This window comes from Paraburkholderia phosphatilytica (genome assembly GCF_003443895.1).
GTDB classification, from domain to species: domain Bacteria; phylum Pseudomonadota; class Gammaproteobacteria; order Burkholderiales; family Burkholderiaceae; genus Paraburkholderia; species Paraburkholderia phosphatilytica.
The window spans coordinates 24,863-45,366 of record NZ_QQOA01000052.1; the positions used below are offsets into that span (position 1 = coordinate 24,863).

Annotated in this window: 20 protein-coding genes; 11 read left to right on the forward strand and 9 right to left on the reverse strand. The window is 66.3% G+C overall.

Translation table 11 applies throughout. The features are described 5' to 3' along the window. Positions 1 to 58: 58 nt before the first annotated feature. From denD to DVS29_RS32855, 3 genes are all read left to right on the forward strand, one after another. A complete protein-coding gene (gene denD / locus DVS29_RS32845) occupies positions 59 to 1,048 on the forward strand; it encodes a D-erythronate dehydrogenase (protein ID WP_118184783.1) in 990 nt (329 codons plus the stop codon). Positions 1,049 to 1,264: 216 nt separating this feature from the next. Beyond that, positions 1,265 to 2,467, forward strand: coding sequence for a 3-oxoadipyl-CoA thiolase (gene pcaF, locus DVS29_RS32850; protein ID WP_118184784.1), 1,203 nt, complete (start codon positions 1,265 to 1,267; stop codon positions 2,465 to 2,467). A gap of 259 nt (positions 2,468 to 2,726) precedes the next feature. Then, a complete protein-coding gene (locus DVS29_RS32855; protein WP_118184786.1) occupies positions 2,727 to 3,311 on the forward strand; it encodes a hypothetical protein in 585 nt (194 codons plus the stop codon). 51 nt (positions 3,312 to 3,362) lie between these two features. Here DVS29_RS32855 and DVS29_RS32860 read toward each other — a convergent pair whose 3' ends face one another. Further along, positions 3,363 to 3,743, reverse strand: a complete 381-nt coding sequence (locus tag DVS29_RS32860) for a DUF2917 domain-containing protein (protein ID WP_118184788.1) — start codon at positions 3,741 to 3,743, stop codon at positions 3,363 to 3,365. A gap of 471 nt (positions 3,744 to 4,214) precedes the next feature. On the opposite strand from DVS29_RS32860, the gene DVS29_RS32865 reads away from it, so the two are divergent. Beyond that, a complete protein-coding gene (locus DVS29_RS32865) occupies positions 4,215 to 4,886 on the forward strand; it encodes a lipid-binding SYLF domain-containing protein (protein ID WP_240655934.1) in 672 nt (223 codons plus the stop codon). Here the strand turns inward: DVS29_RS32865 and DVS29_RS32870 are convergent. Continuing rightward, the gene (locus DVS29_RS32870) at positions 4,867 to 6,150 is read right to left on the reverse strand and encodes an APC family permease (protein ID WP_118184790.1); all 1,284 of its coding nucleotides are present in this window, start codon (positions 6,148 to 6,150) and stop codon (positions 4,867 to 4,869) included. The two genes, DVS29_RS32865 and DVS29_RS32870, sit on opposite strands and share 20 nt — an antisense overlap. 99 nt (positions 6,151 to 6,249) lie before the next feature. Between DVS29_RS32870 and DVS29_RS32875 the strand changes: the two genes are divergently transcribed. Then, positions 6,250 to 7,206, forward strand: coding sequence for a helix-turn-helix transcriptional regulator (locus tag DVS29_RS32875; RefSeq protein WP_118184792.1), 957 nt, complete (start codon positions 6,250 to 6,252; stop codon positions 7,204 to 7,206). 245 nt (positions 7,207 to 7,451) lie between these two features. After that, a complete protein-coding gene (locus tag DVS29_RS32880; protein ID WP_118184828.1) occupies positions 7,452 to 8,459 on the forward strand; it encodes a glycerophosphodiester phosphodiesterase family protein in 1,008 nt (335 codons plus the stop codon). 171 nt (positions 8,460 to 8,630) lie between these two features. On the opposite strand, the gene DVS29_RS38385 is transcribed toward DVS29_RS32880, so the two are convergent. From DVS29_RS38385 to gabT, 4 genes are all read right to left on the reverse strand, one after another. Further along, positions 8,631 to 8,825 carry a type II toxin-antitoxin system HicA family toxin gene (locus DVS29_RS38385; RefSeq protein WP_118184794.1) on the reverse strand — a complete coding sequence of 65 codons (195 nt, stop codon included), beginning with the start codon at positions 8,823 to 8,825 and terminating at the stop codon, positions 8,631 to 8,633. Then, on the reverse strand, positions 8,826 to 9,062 hold the full coding sequence (locus DVS29_RS32890) for a DUF1902 domain-containing protein (RefSeq protein WP_118184796.1): 237 nt from the start codon (positions 9,060 to 9,062) through the stop codon (positions 8,826 to 8,828). 166 nt (positions 9,063 to 9,228) lie between these two features. Next, entirely contained in the window at positions 9,229 to 10,689 is a 1,461-nt protein-coding gene (locus DVS29_RS32895; protein ID WP_118184798.1) for an NAD-dependent succinate-semialdehyde dehydrogenase, read from the reverse strand. 69 nt (positions 10,690 to 10,758) lie between these two features. After that, a complete protein-coding gene (gene gabT / locus DVS29_RS32900; RefSeq protein ID WP_118184800.1) occupies positions 10,759 to 12,069 on the reverse strand; it encodes a 4-aminobutyrate--2-oxoglutarate transaminase in 1,311 nt (436 codons plus the stop codon). Positions 12,070 to 12,229: 160 nt separating this feature from the next. Here gabT and pdxR point away from each other — a divergent pair, with 160 nt between their 5' ends. After that, the gene (pdxR, locus tag DVS29_RS32905) at positions 12,230 to 13,756 is read left to right on the forward strand and encodes a MocR-like pyridoxine biosynthesis transcription factor PdxR (protein ID WP_118184802.1); all 1,527 of its coding nucleotides are present in this window, start codon (positions 12,230 to 12,232) and stop codon (positions 13,754 to 13,756) included. 10 nt (positions 13,757 to 13,766) lie between these two features. Here the strand turns inward: pdxR and phnE are convergent, their stop codons facing one another. From phnE to phnC, 3 genes are all read right to left on the reverse strand, one after another. After that, entirely contained in the window at positions 13,767 to 14,630 is an 864-nt protein-coding gene (gene phnE / locus DVS29_RS32910) for a phosphonate ABC transporter, permease protein PhnE (protein ID WP_118184804.1), read from the reverse strand. Continuing rightward, positions 14,627 to 15,610: a phosphonate ABC transporter substrate-binding protein gene (gene phnD / locus DVS29_RS32915; protein WP_118184806.1), complete on the reverse strand. Its 984-nt coding sequence runs from the start codon at positions 15,608 to 15,610 to the stop codon at positions 14,627 to 14,629. Before phnD ends, phnE begins: the two co-directional genes overlap by 4 nt. Positions 15,611 to 15,728: 118 nt before the next feature. Next, positions 15,729 to 16,589 carry a phosphonate ABC transporter ATP-binding protein gene (gene phnC / locus DVS29_RS32920; protein ID WP_118184808.1) on the reverse strand — a complete coding sequence of 287 codons (861 nt, stop codon included), beginning with the start codon at positions 16,587 to 16,589 and terminating at the stop codon, positions 15,729 to 15,731. Between the two features lie 275 nt (positions 16,590 to 16,864). Between phnC and DVS29_RS32925 the strand changes: the two genes are divergently transcribed. The 4 genes from DVS29_RS32925 to DVS29_RS37505 form a co-directional block, all read left to right on the forward strand. Then, entirely contained in the window at positions 16,865 to 17,899 is a 1,035-nt protein-coding gene (locus DVS29_RS32925; RefSeq protein ID WP_118184810.1) for a M14 family zinc carboxypeptidase, read from the forward strand. Beyond that, positions 17,896 to 18,741: an alpha/beta fold hydrolase gene (locus DVS29_RS32930; RefSeq protein WP_118184812.1), complete on the forward strand. Its 846-nt coding sequence runs from the start codon at positions 17,896 to 17,898 to the stop codon at positions 18,739 to 18,741. Before DVS29_RS32925 ends, DVS29_RS32930 begins: the two co-directional genes overlap by 4 nt. Positions 18,742 to 18,938: 197 nt before the next feature. Then, positions 18,939 to 19,280 carry a hypothetical protein gene (locus DVS29_RS37090; RefSeq protein ID WP_124800747.1) on the forward strand — a complete coding sequence of 114 codons (342 nt, stop codon included), beginning with the start codon at positions 18,939 to 18,941 and terminating at the stop codon, positions 19,278 to 19,280. A gap of 237 nt (positions 19,281 to 19,517) precedes the next feature. Beyond that, the coding region (locus DVS29_RS37505) for a hypothetical protein (protein WP_164708046.1) at positions 19,518 to 20,504 on the forward strand (987 nt) is incomplete at its 3' end.

Genomic DNA, 20,504 nt, shown 5'->3' on the forward strand with positions numbered 1-20,504 from the left:
GCGCTGACGCGGCCAGCGGTCGCGGCAATTCAAAACGAAATAAAAAGGAGACGACACGATGAAGGTGCTGATCACCGGCGGCGCCGGTTTTCTCGGCGCGCGGCTCGCCCGCGCGCTACTGTCGCGCGGCGAACTGACCGTCGCGGAGGGCGGCGCGCAGCCGATCGACGAACTGGCGCTGCTCGACGTTGCGGCGGCAACCGGCTTCGAAGGCGATGCGCGCGTGAAGGTCATGACCGGCGACATCGCGCAGCCCGCCGTGCTCGATGCGGCGATCGACCGCGACACCGCCGCGATCTTTCACCTCGCCGCGATCGTGAGCGGCCAGGCCGAAGCCGAGTTCGAGCTCGGCATGCGCATCAATCTCGATGCGTCGCGGCTGCTGCTCGAACGTTGCCGCGCGCTGGGACACCGGCCGCGCGTCGTGTTCACGAGTTCGGTCGCCGTCTATGGCGGCGTGATGCCCGAACTGGTGCGCGACGATACCGCGCTCAATCCGCAGTCGTCGTACGGCACGCAGAAGGCGGTCGCCGAACTGCTGCTGTCGGACTACACGCGCCGCGGCTTCGTCGATGGCCGCGTGCTCAGGCTGCCGACGATCAGCGTGCGCCCCGGCCGCCCGAATGCGGCGACGACGTCGTTCGCGAGCGGCATCGTGCGCGAGCCGCTGAACGGCGAGACCGCGGTGATTCCGGTGCCGCGCGACCTGCGCATCTGGCTGCTGTCACCGCGGCGCGCGATCGACTGCCTGATCGCCGGCTGCGAACTCGACAGCAACGTGCTCGGCACGCAGCGGGCGGTGAACCTGCCGGGCGTGTCCGCGAGCGTCGACGAAATGCTGGCGGCGCTGCGCGAAGTGGCCGGCGACGCGGTCGCGGCGCGCATCGAGTTCCGCGCGGACGAGCGGATCGCGCGCATCGTCGGCAGCTTTCCGGCGCAGTGGGATACGACGCGCGCGCGTTCGCTCGGGCTCGAAGGGGATGCGTCGTTCGCGGAGATCATCCGCCGCTATATCGAGGATGAAGGGATCCGGCCGGTTGCAGGCTGACCGGGTTCGACCTTGACATCGCTTCGCCGTCGACCCTATCATGGCCGAAATTGTTCGATATACGACTATGTGTTCGTATGTAGAACATTCGAGGTTGCGGCGCCGCGTGAATCTTCAGCGTGAGCGATCGAACCGTACGACGAATTCCGCTCACTTCTGATCCTCACGGCCCGCATGGCATCAAGCGCCGCGCACGGCCCATTACTGGAGACACGCATGACTGAAGCATTCCTGTGCGACGCAATCCGCACGCCGATCGGCCGCTATGCCGGCGCACTGTCGTCGGTGCGCGTCGACGACCTCGGCGCCGTGCCGCTGAAGGCGCTGATGGAGCGCAACCCGGAAGTCGACTGGTCCGCCATCGACGACGTGATCTACGGCTGTGCGAACCAGGCCGGCGAAGACAACCGCAACGTCGCGCGCATGTCGTCGCTGCTTGCCGGGTTGCCGCAGGCCGTGCCGGGTTCGACGGTAAACCGGCTGTGCGGCTCGGGCATGGACGCGGTCGGGATTGCCGCGCGCGCGATCAAGTCGGGCGAGAGCACGCTGATGATCGCGGGCGGCGTGGAGAGCATGAGCCGCGCGCCGTTCGTGATGAACAAGGCCACCTCCGCGTTCTCGCGGCAGGCCTCGATCTACGACACGACGATCGGCTGGCGCTTCGTCAATCCGCTGATGAAGGCGCAGTACGGTGTCGATTCGATGCCGGAAACCGGCGAAAACGTCGCGCAGGACTACGAGGTGAGCCGCGCCGATCAGGACGCGTTCGCGGTCCGCAGCCAGCAGAAGGCGGCGCGCGCGCAGAAGGACGGCACGCTCGCGCAGGAAATCGTCGCGGTGACGATTCCGCAGAAGAAGGGCGATCCGCTCGTCGTGACGCTGGACGAGCATCCGCGCGAAACCAGCCTCGAGGCGCTCGCGAAGCTGAAGGGCGTGGTGCGTCCGGACGGCACCGTGACGGCGGGCAATGCGTCGGGCGTCAACGACGGCGCCGCCGCGCTGCTGCTCGCGAACGAAGCGACGGCGAAGCGCTTCGGCCTCACGCCGAAAGCGCGCGTGCTGGGTGTCGCGACGGCGGGCGTCGCGCCGCGTGTGATGGGCATCGGCCCGGCGCCGGCGTCGAAGAAGCTGCTCGAACGCCTGAACATGACGATCGACCAGTTCGACGTGATCGAGCTGAACGAGGCGTTCGCATCGCAGGGTCTCGCGGTGCTGCGCATGCTCGGCGTGGCCGATGACGATCCGCGCGTCAACCCAAACGGCGGCGCGATCGCGCTCGGCCATCCGCTCGGCATGAGCGGCGCGCGGCTCGTGACGACCGCGATGTACCAGCTGCAGCGCACGAACGGACGCTTCGCGCTGTGCACGATGTGCATCGGCGTCGGGCAGGGGATTGCACTCGCGATCGAGCGCGTCTGATCTTTCCGATCTGGTTGCGCCCACAACACGTTAGCGCGATGCCACGCGTGAACCGTGGCCGCCGGCGGTTATGCTGATTGCGTTTCTCGAGGACCGGCTTCGTCGATTCGGCGGAGCCGGTTTTTTATTGTTAACCCGTGTTTTTGATCGGGCAGCGAGCGGCTTTGTAATAAATTGACTTCGTGCGTTGTGGGCCATGAGGTGCGTGGATAGTATCAAGTCATCCTCAATAACAACGCACAACAGGAGAAGTCGATCCATGAAGGCAATCAAGTTTGCTGTGCCGCTGACGCTGGCCTTGCTCGCCGCGCATCCCGCGTGGTCCGAAACCGAGCTGGCGAAGACCGCCGCGGTCGCGCTCGAGAACGCGCAGCCCGTTCACCTGAAGGCGCAGATCGTCGGCATCGACGCGCCGTCGCGTACGCTCACGCTGCGCAACGCGGACGGCGAATTCGTCGACGTCGTGGTCAGCCAGAAGGTCACGCGTTTCAACGAACTGAAGGTGGGCGAGCAGGTCGACGTGCTCTACAAGGACGCATTGCTGGTCGCCGCCGGCAAGCCGTCCGCCGCGCACGCGGACTTGCGTGAACGCGTCGATTCGACGGTACGCGTCCCGACCGCCGACGGCTTCGACACCGTGCGCGAGGTCGAGGTGCTCGCAACCGTCCAGAAGATCGACCACGAGAAGCGTCTCGTCACGCTGCGTGGGCCGTATCGCACGCTGACGCTGAAGATCGGCCAGCATGTCGATCTGAAGGACGCGAAGGTGGGCGATGAAGTGCACGCCGTGTTCATCGCCGCTGCCGCGGTTGAAGTGAGTCCGCTCGGCCATACCGCGCAGTAGTGCTTGCATGCAGTGGCACGCAGTGTTGCCCTGATGCCGAGCGGAGCGTGTTCACCGTGGGCGCGGTACGAGCAGATCGAACGCGATATCGGCCAGCCATCCGAGCCACTTCGCCCACGCGCCGCGGGTGTGCCTGACGTAGGAGGTCAGCGACATATGCGCGGTGTGGTTGCCGTCCACGCTGACCCAGATACGTTCGCCGCGTCGCAGCCGCAGTTCGGCATGCGAATCGAGCCAGAAGTCATACGGCGATTGCGTGCGGGTCACCCAGATGCGTGCGCCATGCACCTGGAGCGTGGCGTCCGCGCAAAGGCGCCACGTGCGCAGCGTGCCCGGCTGTACCGTGACGTGCACGACGACGGTGGATTGCTCGTCGCGCATCCCCACGCTGCCGGGTATCGATTGCGGTAACTGCTGACCTGGTTCGTCCATCTTCCTCTCCAAATGAGCCGGCGGACGGACGATGCCCTGAAAAAGCAAAGGCCCCGACCGTTTCCGGCGGGGCCTTGAGAATTTCGCGAATTGCCTGGCTTGCTACAAACGCAGACACGCTCCCAATGACCCGCCAGCGATGGCTCGGTGCATGGGTTTTGTATTGACGGCGGTGACGGACAGGCGCGTTTGCATAGGATGAGTGTGTCGTTGCGCGTGCATCCTGTCAACGAATTTCAGCTGCGCTCGATCACCACCACTTACCGCGCATTGCGCAGTGAAGCGATTGCGGCTCGCTGAGCCGTCCGCGCGCCCGCGGATAGATCGGCGCATCGGCTGCCGTCACGAAACGCGCGACAGGGGCGGTTCAAATCCGCGTCAATGCACGCTCTTTCCTCACCGCACGAACCGGCCGACGCTCGTTGCCGGGTGTGTATTGACAGCGGTGGTGAACTAGAGCATCTGCGGAGGATGAGTGCGTCGTTGCACGTGCATTCGATCAACGCTGAGGTTCATCGGCATCCGGCAAAACTTCGCACCCAATGTGGCCAGTATCAACACCAATCACGGAGATCCAGCGTGAAAACGTATCGCTTGTTCAGCATTATTTTGATTCCGTTCATCGCACTGCTGGCGGCGTGCACGAATGTGGCAACAAACGCCACCGATTCGCGCGCACAGCTGGTATCCGATGCGCGGGCCTCGCTCGCTTCGCTTTATACGACTTCACCCCAGGCAAAGCAGCTCGCCCCGAAAGCGACCGCCATTCTCGTCTTTCCGAGCGTGCTGAAAGGCGGGCTGGTCATCGGCGCCTCGGGTGGCGACGGCGTGCTGTTCAAGGCGGACGGCACCGTCCTTGGCTACTACAACGTGACGTCGCTGTCCTATGGGCTTCAGGCCGGCGCGCAGAACTTTTCGGAGGCGACGTTCCTGATGAAGCCGTCGGCGCTCGACTATCTGGAGACGTCGAATGGACTGTCGATCGGCACGGGCCCGACCGTCACGTTCATCGACAAGGGCACCGGCAAAGACATGTCGAGTACGACACTGCGATCGGATGTCTATGCGTTCGTCTTTGGCCAGCAAGGGCTGATGGCGGGTATCGGCGCGCAGGCGCAGAAGATCACGCGGCTTGACCACTGACGCCGTGACGCACCCGCAGATACAGCAACGCACCGGCTGCCATCACGAGCGGCCACAGCAGGAACCAGCCGGTGGCGACGCACAGCGCGGCCACGGCGACGAGCGCGCACATCGCGCAGCGTGACGCGGCGCTGCCGCGCGGCAGCAGCTTCAGCGCGGCGGCGGTGCCCAGCGCATAGACCGCGACGAAGGAGCCGGTGGTCAGCAGCACGAGCGGCTTCGGGCCGACGCCCGCCAGCGCGACAGCCGTCATGTTGAGCGCGGACAGTCCGGAGATCACCGCGAGACTGTGCCGCGGTACGTCGCCCGCGCGGCTGCCGGAAGCCAGCCAGGACGGCAGCGCGCCGTCGCGCCCGAGCGCGGCGCCGAGCTTGGCCGCGCCGGCGAAGTACGCGTTCATCGTGCCGAGCGTCAGGAGCAGCGCGGCCGCCGCGGCGAGCACCTGCACCTTGCCGCCGATGCCGAGCGCGAGCAGTTCCGCGAGCGGCGCGCTCGAGGTCCCGGCGGTGGGGCCGAGCACGAGCACGTTCGCGGTGGCCACCGCGAGATACAGCACACCGACCACCGCGACCGCGATGCCGGTCGCGAGCGGCAGATCGTGCGCGGGGCGGCGAAACTCGCCGGCCAGATGAGTGATCGCCTCCCAGCCGGCAAAGCTCCAGACGAGCAACGCCGCGGCCGGCACGATCGCGAACCAGCCATGCGGCGCGAATGGATGCAGGTTGGCCGCCCGCGCATGCGGCGCGGAAGCGATCACGGCTGCGAGCAGCAGCGTGACGAGGAGCGCGGCGAGCACCAGTTGCAGGCGTCCCGAGATCGTGATGCCGAGTGCATTGGCGGCCGTCACGACGGCGAGCAGGCCAAAGCTCGTCAGCAGCACGGTGTGCGCGCCGCCGCCGAACGCCGCAGCCACGTAGGCGCCGGCAAACATCGCGGCGGCCGGTGCGCCGGCCGGTACCGCGAAATAGAAGCACCAGCCGACGATCGCCGATGCCTTCGCGCCGAACGCGTTGCGCACGTAGGTCGCCACGCCGCCCGCATCGGGGTAGCGCGCGCCGAGCGCGGCGAAGGTGGCAGCGAGCGGAACGGACAGGATCACGAGCCCGAGCCATGCGAGCAGCGACGCAGGCCCGGCGGCCTCGGCGGCGAGCGCCGGCAACGCGATCACGCCGGTGCCGAGCACGGCGCCGATGTAGAGCGCCGCGCCCTGCATCACGGTCAGCCGGCCATGCGATGAAACAGAAGTGGTCGCAGCGGTAGTCATGAGCCTCGTGAGCCTGGATAGGTGAGTACGATACCGGTCTTTATAATCCGGAATAGCTGACATCGGATGTCAGGATATTTCACTCTCGGGGCGATATCGATGCGAACCAGCCGGCTGGTGTCGATCGTGCTGTTGCTGCAGGTGCGCGGTCGTGTCACCGCGCAGGCGCTGGCCGACGAATTCGAGGTGTCGCTGCGCACCGTGTACCGCGACATCGACCAGTTGAGCGCGGCCGGCGTGCCGGTCTATGCCGACCGGGGGCCCGGCGGCGGTTTCGCGCTGCTCGACGGCTATCGCACGGACCTCACCGGCATGACGCGCGCCGAGGCGGAGGCGCTGTCGATCGCCGGCGTGCCCGGCGCGGCCGTCGATCTCGGTCTTGCCGAGCAACTGCGCACCGCGCAGCTGAAGCTCGTCGCGGCGCTGCCGGATACCGCGGCGGACACGTCGCGCATCGGCGCGCGTCTGCATATCGATACGGTCGACTGGTACCGGCGGCCAGCGCCGACCCCGCATCTGCCGCTGCTCGCGAGCGCCGTGTGGGACCAGAAGCGGGTCGCGATGCAATACCAGGGCTGGGACGTCGCCGGTCCGCGCAGCTGCGATCCGCTCGGCCTCGTGCTGAAGGCGGGGGACTGGTATCTCGTCGCGCGGGCGCGCACCCAGACGCGGATCTACAAGGTCGCGAACATGAGCCGGCTCGAAGTGCTCGACGAGACCTTCGAGCGGCCCCGGCCGTTCGAGCTGGCCGCCGAGTGGACGCGGCTCGTCGCGCGCTTCGAGAGGGGGCTGCTGAAGCAGCACGCGACGCTGAAAGTGACGCGCCGGGGTGTCGAGCGGCTCGACCGGCTCGGGGCGGCGGCGGCCGCGCAGGCGAAGATCGGCCCGTTCGACGCGAACGGCTGGTGCGAGGTGACGTTGCCTGTCGAAGCGCCGGATATTGCGGCGGGGCAGTTGCTGACGTTTGGCGCTGAGGTTCGCGTGCTGGAGCCGGAGGTGTTGCGTGACGCGTTGCGCCGGCAGGCGATCGAGATCGCGGAGCTGAACCGCCGTTGAGCGCTGCGGCGGGAGTTGCCGTCCAGCCAGACCAGGGGCTAGGCACCAGGGGCCAGGCACCAGGCAGTGTGGAAACACCACCTTGAAGCACCGCCAGCGATGCACTCTGCGTTGCAGGGCACCGTGCTCGGGTGTCGGCGGAAGTCTGTGCGCCGCGGACACTGGCCCGGACGAATCGAACGATGCCTGCGCGCAGCCACGGATCGAGTCGGATAGCAAAACCGGACATGGGAGAAGAAACCTTCATGGAACAAGGATCGAACCGATCGCAACCGAAAAGCGCGTGGACGCTGACAGGATCGAAACTCGCGCTCGGCGCCGTCGCGGTGAGCCTGGCTGCGTGCTGCACGCATCGATTGCCGGACACGGGCCCCGATGTCGCGAGCATCACGAAGCTGCCCGCGCTGATCGCGCATCGCGGCGGCACCGGCGACTTCCCCGAGAACACGCTCGTCGCGATCGAAGGCTCGCTCGCGAATCATGCGGATGCGATCTGGCTGACCGTGCAGTTGAGCCGTGACGGCATTCCGGTGCTGTACCGTCCGGCCGATCTGTCCGCGCTGACTGATGGCAGCGGGCCCGTTGCCGCGCAGAACGCCGCGCAGCTCGCGCGTCTGAACGCGGGCTGGCAGTTCCGGAGCACGTCGGGCGATGGCAGCTATCCGTATCGCGCGCGACCGGTCGGCATTCCGACGCTGGAAGAGGCGCTGCTGCAGATCCCCACGAACGTGCCGGTGGTGCTGGATATGAAGGCGTTACCCGCGGAGCCGCAGGCGAACGCGGTCGCGCAGGTGCTCGACCGGCTGGACGCGTGGGACCGCGTGTCGATCTACTCCACCGAGGCTGCGTATCAGACCGCCTTTGACCGCTATCCGCGCGCTCGCCTGTTCGAGTCGCGCGACGCGACGCGGCAACGCCTCTTCGGCGTCGCGCTCACCGGTCGCTGCGACGCGCCGGCCGCGGGCACGCGTGCCGGTTTCGAGCTGGGGCGCAGGGTCGACGTGGTCGAGCGCTTCACGCTCGGCGAGGGACGTTCGACGTTCGATGCGCACACATGGACGCCCGCGTCGGTCGCGTGCTTCCGTCGTGCCGCGAACGTGACGCTGATCGCGTTCGCGGTCAACGACGAGAAGACGTACCGCGAGGCCGCGTGCCTGGGTCTGGATGCGGTGCTGGTCGATTCACCGGCGACGATGTCGAAGGTGCGGGCTGCGCTCGCAGTGCCGTTCGCGTGCCGGCGCGGTGAAAGGTGAGGAATTCCAGGAGTCCAGCTTCGATGAGGACTTCCTGGAGCCGACCCGAAGGTGAGACGTTCAAGGATCAATCAGAACGGTGAGGACTTCCAGGAGCAGCTACGTCGCGTCTTTGAAAACGTTGACCTCGTGCTTCCACCGTTGAAGCGAAAAACCCAGCTGAAGCTGGGTTTAGGACTTATGGTCGATGCCTGCCTGTTTCATGATGGCGTTCGCGGTATGCCGCGACTTGATGCTGGCATCGACAGGGAAAGACTTGCAGGTAAGCGGACTGTGCCAGATGTCGTGATCACCTTTTCCACGACGCTTGAATCGACATCCGTTCTCTTCAAGGATCCTTTTGACTAGCGGGGTGAAATCCGACATTCAGGCAGCCATTCTGTGCACCGTACCGGTGAGCTTCGCGTTGAGTTCGAACGCCACTTCACCGCTACCGTCGGGGTAGCCGTTTTCGTCCAGCAGTTCCGGGATCAGAACTTCAAGCTTGTGTACGAGTTCGTCGATCGAAGCGGCCTCGGTCACAAGCCCAGGCACGTCGTCGCTTTCGGCAACCCAGACGCCTGCTTCCGCGTCCCAGAAGGCCGACACATGAACTTGAGGCATGGTTTGCTCCATCAGTTGGCTGGATGTTTGACGGCGCCGAACCGGAAAGGTTTAGTGGCGCGTCAGTGGTCCATCAAGATGGCAATATTTTACTGCAACGCCGACGAATGCAAGACGTTCTCGAAGCAGGATGTGCGCGACCACGCACCATGGCCGGCCACCCCCCTCAAATCCCGCCCATGCACATGTACTTGATCACCAGATACTCGTCGATCCCGAAGTGCGAGCCCTCGCGGCCGAGCCCCGACTGCTTGACGCCGCCGAACGGCGCCACTTCGTTCGAGATCAAGCCGGTATTGATGCCCACCATCCCGTACTCGAGCGCTTCGGCCACGCGCCAGATGCGTCCGATGTCGCGGCTGTAGAAGTACGCGGCGAGCCCGAATTCGGTATCGTTCGCGAGCTTCACTACTTCTTCGTCGGAGGCAAAGCGGAACAGCGGCGCGAGCGGTCCGAAGGTCTCTTCGCGCGCCACCTGCATGTCGGGCGTGACGCCGGCGAGCACCGTCGGTTCGAAGAAGCCATGTCCGAGCGCGTGGCGCTTGCCGCCCGTCAGCAGTTTCGCGCCGTGTGCAAGCGCGTCCTCGATATGTGCCTCCACCTTTTGCACCGCGGCCTCGTTGATCAGCGGACCCTGCGTGACGCCGCTCTCGGTGCCGCGCCCCACCTTCAGTGACGCCACCGCGTCGCGCAGCTTCGCGGCGAACGCGTCGTACACACGGTCGTGCACGTAGAAGCGGTTCGTGCACACGCAGGTCTGGCCGCTGTTGCGGTACTTCGACGCGATCGCGCCGGCCACCGCTTCGTCGAGATCGGCATCGTCGAACACGATGAACGGCGCGTTGCCGCCCAGCTCCAGCGAAACTTTCTTCACGGTCGGCGCGCACTGCGCCATCAACAGACACCCCACCGGCGTCGAGCCGGTGAACGACAGCTTGCGCACGAGCGCATTGCCCGTCAATTCGCTGCCGATCGCTTTCGGGTCGCCGGTGATCACGCTGAACACGCCCGCCGGCACGCCCGCGCGTTCCGCGAGCACGGCTAGCGCGAACGCGGAAAGCGGCGTCGCTTCCGCCGGCTTCACGACGATCGGGCAGCCTGCCGCGAGCGCCGGACCGACCTTGCGCGTGATCATCGCGGCGGGGAAATTCCACGGCGTGATCGCCGCGCAGACGCCGACCGGCTCCTTCGTGACGACGATGCGCCGGTCGTTCGCGACGGTCGGAATCGTGTCGCCATACGCGCGCTTCGCTTCCTCGCCGAACCATTCGAGGAACGACGCGGCGTACTGGATCTCGCCCTTCGATTCGGCGAGCGGTTTGCCTTGCTCGGTCGTCAGGATCAGCGCGAGATCGTCGAGGTTCGCGAGCATCAGGTCGTGCCACGCGCGCAGAATCGCGGCGCGCTCTTTGCCGGTCTTCGCGCGCCAGGCGGGCCATGCGGCATTCGCCGCTTCGATCGCGCGGCGGGTTTCGGCGGCACCCATCTGCGGCACGCGGGCGATCACGTTGCCGGTGGCGGGATCGACGACGTCGAACTGCTGTTCGTTGTCGGCGGACTGCCACTGGCCGTTCAGGTAGCACTTCGTTTGCAGCAGCGTGGGGTCTTTCAGGTCGAGCGTCGGCATGATCGTGAGTTCAGGTTTCGGATTCTTTCGTGGTTCGCAGGCGTCGAGCAGCAACAGCGGGCGGCAATATCAAGCCGTCACGGCGACCGTTTCCTTCAGTACGTCCTCGAGAATCGCGAGCGCTTCGTCGAACACCGCGTCCTCGATCGTCAGCGGGAACAGGAAGCGGATCACATTCGAGTGCACGCCGCAGATGAGCAGCAGCAGACCGTGTTCGAGCGCCTTCGTCTGCACGCGCTTCGCGAACGCGGCATCCGGCGTGTGTGCCGCGCCCGGTTCGCAGAATTCGGCGGCGACCATCGCGCCAGGGCCGCGCACGTCGGCGATCTGCGGCACGATGCCCTGCAGTTCCAGCAGCTTCGCTTTCAGCCGGTCGCCGAGCGCCGTCGCGCGCTCGCACAGCTGTTCGCCATCGATCACATCGAGCACCGCGTGCGCGGCCGCCACCGCGAGCGGATTGCCCGCGTAGGTGCCGCCGAGACCGCCCGGCGCGGCCGCGTCCATCACCTCCGCGCGACCGACCACGCCCGACAGCGGCATCCCGCCCGCGAGGCTCTTTGCGATCGTCATCAGGTCGGGCACCACGTCGTAGTGATGCATCGCGAACAGTTTGCCGGTGCGCGCGAAGCCGGTCTGCACCTCGTCGGCGATCAGCAGGATGCCGTGCTCGTTGCACAGCTTCCGCAACGCGCGGACGAACTCGGCGGGCGCCGGATTGAAGCCGCCTTCGCCCTGCACCGGCTCGAAGATGATCGCGGCGACGCGCTTCGGATCGATGTCGGCCTTGAACAGGTGGTCGAGCGCTTTCAGCGAGTCCGCGGTCGTCACGCCGTGCAGCGGGTTCGGGAACGGCGCATGGAACACGTCGCCGGGGAACGGGCCGAAGCCGAGCTTGTACGGCGCGACCTTGCCGGTCAGCGCCATGCCCATCATCGTGCGGCCGTGGAAGCCGCCGGTGAACGCGATCACGCCTGCACGGCCGGTTGCGGCGCGCGCGATCTTGATCGCGTTTTCGACGGCTTCGACGCCGGTCGTGAAGAACGCGGTCTTCTTCGGATGGTCTCCCGGCGCGCGTTCGTTGATCTTCTCGGCCAGCTCGACGTACGACGCGTACGGCACGATCTGGTAGGCCGTGTGCGTGAAGTGGTCGAGCTGTTCGCGGATCGCGGCGATCACTTTCGGATGCCGGTGACCCGTGTTGACGACCGCGATGCCGGCCGCGAAGTCGATGAAGCGGCGGCCCTCGACGTCCCACAGCTCCGCGTTCAGCGCGCGTTCCGCGTAGAAGTCGCACATCACGCCGACGCCGCGCGGCGTCGCCGCGTTCTTGCGGTCGTGCAGGGCGGCGTTGGTGGCTTGGGTGGCATGGGTGGCGGTCATCGTCGTCTCCTTCGTGGCGCGGCGGGCGGCGCGCTGGGTGCGGTGTGGGCGCGGTCTGGAAAAAAGGGCGGGCCGCGCGATGCGCAGCCTCTGTCGATGACTATAATCAGATTTGGCTCTTTCTTTTAGAGCCAATCCGATAAAAAGAAGGGAGCCAATCATGCGGTCGAGCGTATTGTCCGACTGGCTCGCGCAGCGGCTCGACCGCGGCAGCGAGCAGCCGCTGTACCGCCAGCTGCACCGGCTGCTGCAGCAGGCGATCCTGTCGCGCGAGCTGCCGGCGGGCGCGCGGATGCCGTCGTCGCGCCTGCTGGCCGGGGAGTTGGGCATTGCGCGCAACACCGTGACGCAGGTCTACGAGCAGCTCGCGCTGGAGGGCTACGTGACGTCGGCGACCGGGCGGGGCACGACGGTCGCGGATACGTCGCCGGACGAGATCGTCGGCGCATCCGAGTCCGTCACGGCAACGGATCGTCGTGCGCTTGCCGCGCCGCTTGCGCCCACGGCGATGCCAACGCCGCGCCGCGCGCTATCCGCCCGCGGCGCCCGGCTGCTGGCCGGCGCGGGCTTCTCGAAACGCCAGTGGGGCGCGTTCATGCCGGGCGTGCCGGACGTGTCGCGCTTTCCGTCGCGGATCTGGACGCGTCTGCACAACAAGTACTGGCGCCGGCCGCGGCTGGATCTCCTGACCTATGCGCCCGGCGGCGGCCTCGCGCAGCTGAGGCACGCGCTCGCCGACTATCTGCGCACGTCGCGTTCGGTGCGCTGCACGCCGGAGCAGATCGTGATCACCACCGGCATCCATCAGTCGGTCGACCTCGCGGTGCGGCTGCTGTCCGACCCCGGCGACGTGATCTGGACCGAGGACCCGTGCTACTGGGGCGTGCGCAGCGTGCTGCACGTGTCGGGCCTGGAATCGCGGCCGATCGCGGTGGACAGCGAAGGCATCGCGCCATCGCCCGACGAACTCGCGGCGCCGCCGAAGCTGATTCTCGTCACGCCATCGCACCAGTATCCGCTCGGCATGGTGATGAGCCTCGCGCGGCGCCGGATGCTGCTCGAATACGCGCGGCAGCATCAATGCTGGATCATCGAGGACGATTACGACAGCGAGTTCCGCTATGGCAGCCGGCCGCTCGCGTCGCTGCAGGGGCTCGATACGGCGGGGCAGGTGATCTATGTCGGCAGCTTCGGCAAGACGCTGTTTCCGGGGCTGCGGGTCGGCTATCTCGTCGTGCCGGAAGCGCTCGCGGAAAGCTTCGCGACCGCGAGCGCCGAGCTCTATCGCGAAGGGCAGCTGCTGCAGCAGGCCGTGCTGGCGGAGTTCATTGCGGAAGGGCATTTCACGTCGCACATCCGACGGATGCGTGCGCTGTACGGCCAGCGCCGTCAGTTGCTGCTCGACGCCGCCGCGCGCCGTTATGGCGACGCGTTCGCGGCGCTCGGCGGCGACGCGGGGCTGCATCTGGTGATGCAGTTGCCGGAAGGCGCGGACGATCGTGCGGTGGCCGCCGCGGCGCTGGAGCGCGATATCGTGGTGCGCGCGTTGTCGGGGTATTACGCGGCGCCGTCGCGGGCGCCGTCGGGACTGCTGCTCGGCTACGCATGCGTGCCGGACGAGGAGATCGCGCCGGCGTTCGAGATGCTCGCCGACGCGCTCGATGCGACGCTACCGGCGTTTGCTTGAAGCAAAGCGCTCAGATCACCCGCTCGCGCAGCTTCGCCGAAGCGAGATCCAGCGCGCTGACCACGACGATCACCATGATCATCACGGCGGCCGTCTGCGCATACGCGAACGAGCGGATCGACTCATACAGCACCACGCCGATCCCGCCCGCGCCGACCATGCCGACCACCATCGCAGAGCGCACGTTCGATTCGAAACGGTACAGCGCGTACGAGATCCACAGCGGCATCACCTGCGGCAGCACGCCGTAGACGATCTCGTCGAGACTCGTCGCGCCGGTCGCGCGCACGCCTTCGGCGGGACGCGGATCGATCGCCTCGACGGCCTCGGCGAACAGCTTCGCGAGCACGCCGGTGGTGTGCACCCACAGCGCGAGCACGCCGGCGAACGGCCCGAGACCGACCGCGACGATGAACAGCATCGCGAACACCATCTCGTTGATCGCGCGGCATGCGTCCATCGCGCGCCGCACTGGCTGCACGATCCACTGCGGCGCCATGTTGTGCGCCGACATCAGCCCGCACGGCACCGCGCAGACGATGGACAGCAGCGTGCCCCATACCGCGACCGACAACGTCACGTACATCTCGTGCACGTACGTGCGCCACTCGGTGAAGTCCGGCGGGAAGAAATCGCGCACGAACTGCGCCATGTTGCCCGAGTCGGACACGAGGTCGAGCGGGCGCATGTCCGCGCCGTGCCACGCGATACCGAGCACGGCGAACGCGACGATCCAGCCCATGATGGAGAGCCAGCTGCGCTTGCCCGCCTGATGCGCGAGCGACGCGCCGTCCGCGGCCGCGTGCGCTTCGCGCGCGGCGCGCAGCGAGTCGGCGCGGCTCGCGCGTGACGTCGTCAGGTCGGCGGTATTCATTGCTTTTGCGACTGCGCGGGCTGCGTATTGAGCGCGGCGATCTTCGCATCGACCGCGGCCATCTGCTCTTTGCGATCGCTGTCGGACAGGTGCGTGTCGTTCTGGATCTGCTGCTTCTGCTGGAACAGCGTGATCTCGCGGATCGGCTGCAGCTGCGCATCCGACGCGGCCGCGAAACCGCTATAGCCGGTGATGTTCGCCATCACCGCCTTCTCGTGCGGATCGGTCTTCGCGTAGTTCAGGAAGAACTTGCGCAGCTTGTCCTTCGTGTCCTGCGGCAGGTCCTTGCGCCACACCAGCGGATCGGACGGAATCAGGTCCGACGTCCACAGCACGCGCACCTGCGCGAACTTGTCCGGATGCGCCTTCTGCAGCGTGCTCATTTCGATCGAGTTGTTGGTCGCGACGTCGACCACGTTGTTCACGACGGCCAGCAGGTTCGCTTCGTGGCTCGACGGCATCACGGTCTTGAACGCGGTGTTCACCTGCACGCCGTGCTTCGCGAACAGGAAGTAGCCCGGCACCAGCGTGCCCGACGTCGAGTTCGGATCGCCGTAGCCGAGCGTCACGTCTTTCGAGTCCTTGAACACGTCGTCGAGCGTCTTGAAGCGGCTCTTCACGTTGGTGATCAGCAGCGACCGGTAACCTGCGTCGCCGTTTGCATAGGTGACGTGCGCGAACACCTCGCCATCCGAACGATCGACTGCCTGGATCGCCGACGCGTTGCCGAGATACGCAATCTGCACCTTGTTGAAGCGCATGCCTTCGATGATGCCCGAGTAGTCGGTCGCGAAGAACGCGTTGACGTGCAGGCCGGTCTGCTTGTTCAGATCGTCGATCAGCGGTTGCCAGCGCGACTTCAGCACGGCCGACGAATCGGTCGAGATGATGCCGAAGTTCAGGTCCTCGGCGTGCGCGGCAACGCTCGCGAACGACGCGGCCACGGCGATGCCGGCGATCAGGTAGCGGAGAGATTTCATCGTGTTGATCCAGTTGGAAGAGCAGGGTGAACGGTGAAAGCCTGGGCGTGCCGGCATCGATCCCGACACACGTGCCGATGTCGATTGCGCACGCCAGTAAGGACGCCGGTAGGGATCGTCATGCGGAGCGCGCGGTCTTCAGCGCGAACGCCGGGTGAAAAGCGGCCGGTGCGGCGGATTCCGCGTCGCGCGACGCGTCGGCGGAAGGCTCGAGCAGTTCGTGCGCGTCGTCGCCGTAGAGGCGCCGCAGCAGCACCGGGGTCAGGGCCTTCGACGAGCCGTCGAACACCACCTTTCCCTGGCGCAGCGCGATCGTGCGCGGGCAGTACGCCATCGCGAAGTCGACCTGATGCAGCGACACGAGCACGGTGAGCTTATGCTCGACATTGAGCGTGCGCAGCAGGTCCATCACGCGGCGCGACGATTCCGGATCGAGCGACGCGATCGGTTCGTCGGCGAGGATGATGCGCGCCTGCTGCACGAGCGCGCGGGCGAGCGCGGCGCGCTGCTGCTGGCCGCCGGACAGGTTCGCCGCGCGTTCCGCCGCGTGGCCCGCGATGCCCACTTCGTCGAGCGCGGTCAGCGAGCGTTCGCGCTCGATCAGCGGAAAACGGCCGGTGAGGCGGCGCCACAGCGGCAGGCGCGCGAGCGAGCCGAGCAGCACGTTGGTTTCGACGGAAAGCCGGTTGACCAGATTGAACTGCTGGAACACGAACGCGACGTCGCGGCGGATCTTGCGCACTTCGCGCGCAATGCGGCCGTCGCGCTGGATAGGACGACCAAGGATCTCGATCTGCGACGGCTGCGCGTCGGACACGGAGAAGCCGGCAATGTGCCGCAGCAGCGTCGATTTACCCGAGCCCGATGCGCCGATCAGCGCCACCATCTCGCCCGGCTCGATGCGCAGGTCGATGTTGTCGAGCGCCTTGCGGCCGTTCGCGAACGTCTTGCTCAGGCGTTCGATCCGTATCGCGTCCATAAGTCTTCCATCAAACGTCGTCCGGGGAACCGGAACATCGACGCCCATTCTAGGAAGGCTCTATGACGGTTAAGTGAAGGTGGCGACGTCTAGACGACTATATGAATTTGATCGGATGAATGACGCTGCGCGGCCGTGTGTATCACGGCGTGATGTGACACGTCCGTGACAGCCTGGCGCGAAAAACGCAGCGTTCATGCAGCGGTGCGCGCGGATTCGCTATATTGCCGGTTTCAGGCGCGCACGCGCCGCAACCTTCGAGCGAAACCGGGGCTATGGCGCCGCTGAGTTTTCTTCCTGACAGCTTTGCCGAATATGACGAGCTGAAGGCAATTCTCGACATCGGCAGCGCCACCTTCGAAATTCGCAGCGCGTGCGACGTGAAGGTGGAAGGGCGGATCTTCTCGATGTACACCGCGAGCATCGGCTCGACCGATCCGCTCGCGCCCGCGATCGGCTTTTTCGGCGGCATTCACGGCCTCGAGCGCATCGGCTCGCAGCTGGTGCTCGACTATATGCGCGCGCTGCTCGGGCGCCTCGAATGGGACGAACTGCTCGTACGCCAGTTGCAATCCGTGCGCCTGATCTTCGTGCCGATCGTGAATCCGGGCGGCATGTGGGCCGCGACCCGCGCGAATCCGAACGGCGTCGACCTGATGCGCAACGCGCCGCAGGATGCCGATGCGCACGTGCCGTGGCTCGCAGGCGGGCAGCGGATCGGCGCGTGGCTGCCGTGGTATCGCGGTAGACGCGGCGCGCCGATGGAGGCGGAAGCGGTGGCGCTGCTGCACGTCGTCGAGAACGAGCTCGCGAGCCGTCCGTTCAGCGTCGCGCTCGATTGCCACTCGGGTTACGGCTGGGGCGACAGCATCTGGTTTCCGTACGCGCGCACGCGCGGACGGATGCGCCACCTCGCGGAGATGTACGCGCTGAAGACGATGTTCGAGCTTGCGCATCCGCATCACGGCTACACGTTCGAGCCGCAAAGCCATCAATACCTGCTGCACGGCGACCTGTGGGATTGCGCGTACGACCGCGCGCCGTCGGACAGCACGTTTCTGCCCGTCACGCTCGAACTCGGTTCGTGGCTGTGGATCAAGAAGAACCCGCGGCAGCTGTTCTCGCGTCAAGGCATGTTCAATCCGGTGAAGGCGCACCGCACGGCGCGCGTGCTGCGTCGCCACGCGAACCTGCTCGACTTCCTCACGCGCGCAGCGTTTTCGTCGCAGCGCTGGCTGCCTCAGGGCTCGCGGCGCGATCTGCTGCAGGAGCGCGCGATCGATCACTGGTACGGGAACGGTACGCGATGAGCACCTGGATCCTGCTGCGTGGGCTCACGCGCGAAGCGCGGCATTGGGGCGCGTTGCCGGACGCGCTGCGGGCGGCGGAGGTCGTGACGCGCGACGATGCGTTGCTGATGCCCGATCTGCCCGGCAATGGCGAGCAGGTGCGCGCGCGTTCGCCGCTGCACGTCGCCGGCATGGTCGCGGCGCTGCGCGACGAACTCGCGCGACGTGGCACGACCGGGCCATACTGTGTGCTCGCGATGTCGCTCGGCGGGATGGTGGCGACCGCGTGGGCGCAGCACTTCCCCGGCGAAGTGGCGCGCCTCGTGCTGATCAACACCAGCATGCGGCCGTTCAGCCGCGCGCCGGAGCGGCTGCGTCGCACGGCATGGCCCGACCTCCTGCGCATCGCCACGCAGTGGCGCAACTCGGGCGCAGCCGAAGCGCTGGTTCACGCGCGTACCTGCAACGAGCGCGCGCCGCTCGCCGCCGATCTCGCGGCATGGACCGCGATCCGCACGTCGGCGCCGGTGAGCCGCGCGAATGCGCTGCGTCAGCTGTGGGCGGCCGCGACGTTTCGCGCCGCGCGCGAGGCGCCGTCGAATCCGGTGCTCGTGTTGTCGTCGCGAGGCGACCAGCTCGTCGATCCGGTGTGCTCCGCGCAGCTTGCGCGCGCATGGCGCGTGCCGCACATCGAACATCCCGCCGCAGGACACGATCTGCCGCACGACGACGCGGCCTGGATCGCCGCGCGCATCCACGCGTGGACCGCGTCGCTCGATCCACTTGCAGGCGATGGTTCACCCGGCGCCGATACTGCCGGTTCCAAATCGCCGGCGTATTCCCGCTTTAACCACGATTCGTAATATTCAGGTAAATAGAACGGTTAGAATCCAGCTCGAAATAAATGCTCGAATAATCTTCACCGAATGCTGCGATAAAAGAAATGGCACGATCAATGCTTGGATATTTTTAGTGAAATGGCTTTTCGGTGCATAAAAATTCGCGCTTCGTAAAGTCAATAAAATGACGAATGCGCCGGTTACATTATGTTGCAACCTCAGTGCATAACGATGCTCACGTCGGTAGCCGCGATTCTGCTGGATTTTTCGATGTTTTAAACGATTTATACGGGCTGATTCAGGTTCGCGGCGGGCGGATTTTTATTACAAGTGATCGTCGAATCTCTCGAAAACGATACGTTTCACGCGCGCCGAAAAAGCGATATCCCGCTATGCGGGAGATCCTGGGGAAAACGATGGAAGTCCTGCCAGATAAGGCTGATCAGGCAATAAGAGCAGGCCGGACCGGTTTTCTCGCAGACCGCGAAGCGGTTTCTCACGACAGAAAAGAAACGTTTTTCAAAGGCAATTCCGTTTCTCGGAAAAGATGCGCAGCTCCATGAATATAAAACGTTTGTGCGAATGCACATGATTCGTCGTGAGAAAATGGCGAAAAGCGCGTGTTGCAGCGGAGAAACGAAAAACGAAGATCAGGAAGCCAAATAAATTTAACGTTTGATTTCTTATCGCGCCTACTGCCTTTTTAATCGGGAATGCTTCACATGGCATTGCCTATGCGTCTTGCAGCGGCGGATTGGCGTAGTCGCCAAACCGCACCTCACCACGTACAGGAGGATCACATGCGAAAAACTCTATTGGCGTCAGCCGCCTTGCTCGCATTGGGCTTCAGCGGCTACGCCCTGGCCAATCCATGCAGCGACGGGGCCAAATGCGAGCAGCGCGGCGATGGCAACGACACGCTGAACGCCACCGCAACCTCGACGCAGAGCAGTACGACGGGTAGCAATGCGAACGAAGTCGCGGCAGGAGCGACGGTCGCGCAGGATGCCTGGAACACGACGAAGGTCGTGGCCGTGAGCAATCTGTCCGGCTACGTCAGCAACGTCAGCGTCTATGGCATCGGCAACAGTGCCGCGAATACCGGCAGTGCGGCTGGTGGCAAGGGCGGCGGCGGCGCAAGCGGCCGCGGCGGTTCAGGCGGCAGCGCGCTGTCGGCAGGTGGCGACGGCGCGTCGGGCCGTGGCGGCTCGGGCGGCAGTTCGCTGGCGGCTGGCGGTAGCAGCGGACGTGCTTCCGGCGGCGACGGCGGCAGTGCGCTCGCAGGCGGCGGCAGCGGCGGAAACGGCGGCAGAGGCGGTTCCGGCGATGGCGGCAATGGCGGACGCTCGACTGTGACGGCTGGCAGTGGCGGCTCGGCAGGCGCGAGCGGCGGCGACGGCACGGGCTCGGGCGGCTATGGTCGCGGTTCCGGCGGCGGCGCGCTGTCGGCTTCGGTTGGCGTGGGCGGCGACGGCTACGGCGCGGCGGCAGCATGGGCCGACGGCAGCGGCGGCTCGTCGAGCACGCATGCCCATGGCAACAGCGGCAGCTCGACGGCGGGCGCAGGCACGGCAACCGCCACGTCGACGGCAACCGGCACTGGCGGCGCGGGCACCGGTGGCGCGTCCACCGCGACCGCGGGCGCCGGCACCGGCACCGGCGGCGCAGGCACGGGCACCGGTGCAGCTGGCACGGCCACCGCTGGCGCTGGCGGCGCGGCGACCTCGACCGCAGGCATGGGCGGCGCGGGCACTGGCGGCGCAGGCGGAGCAGGCGGCGCTGGCGGT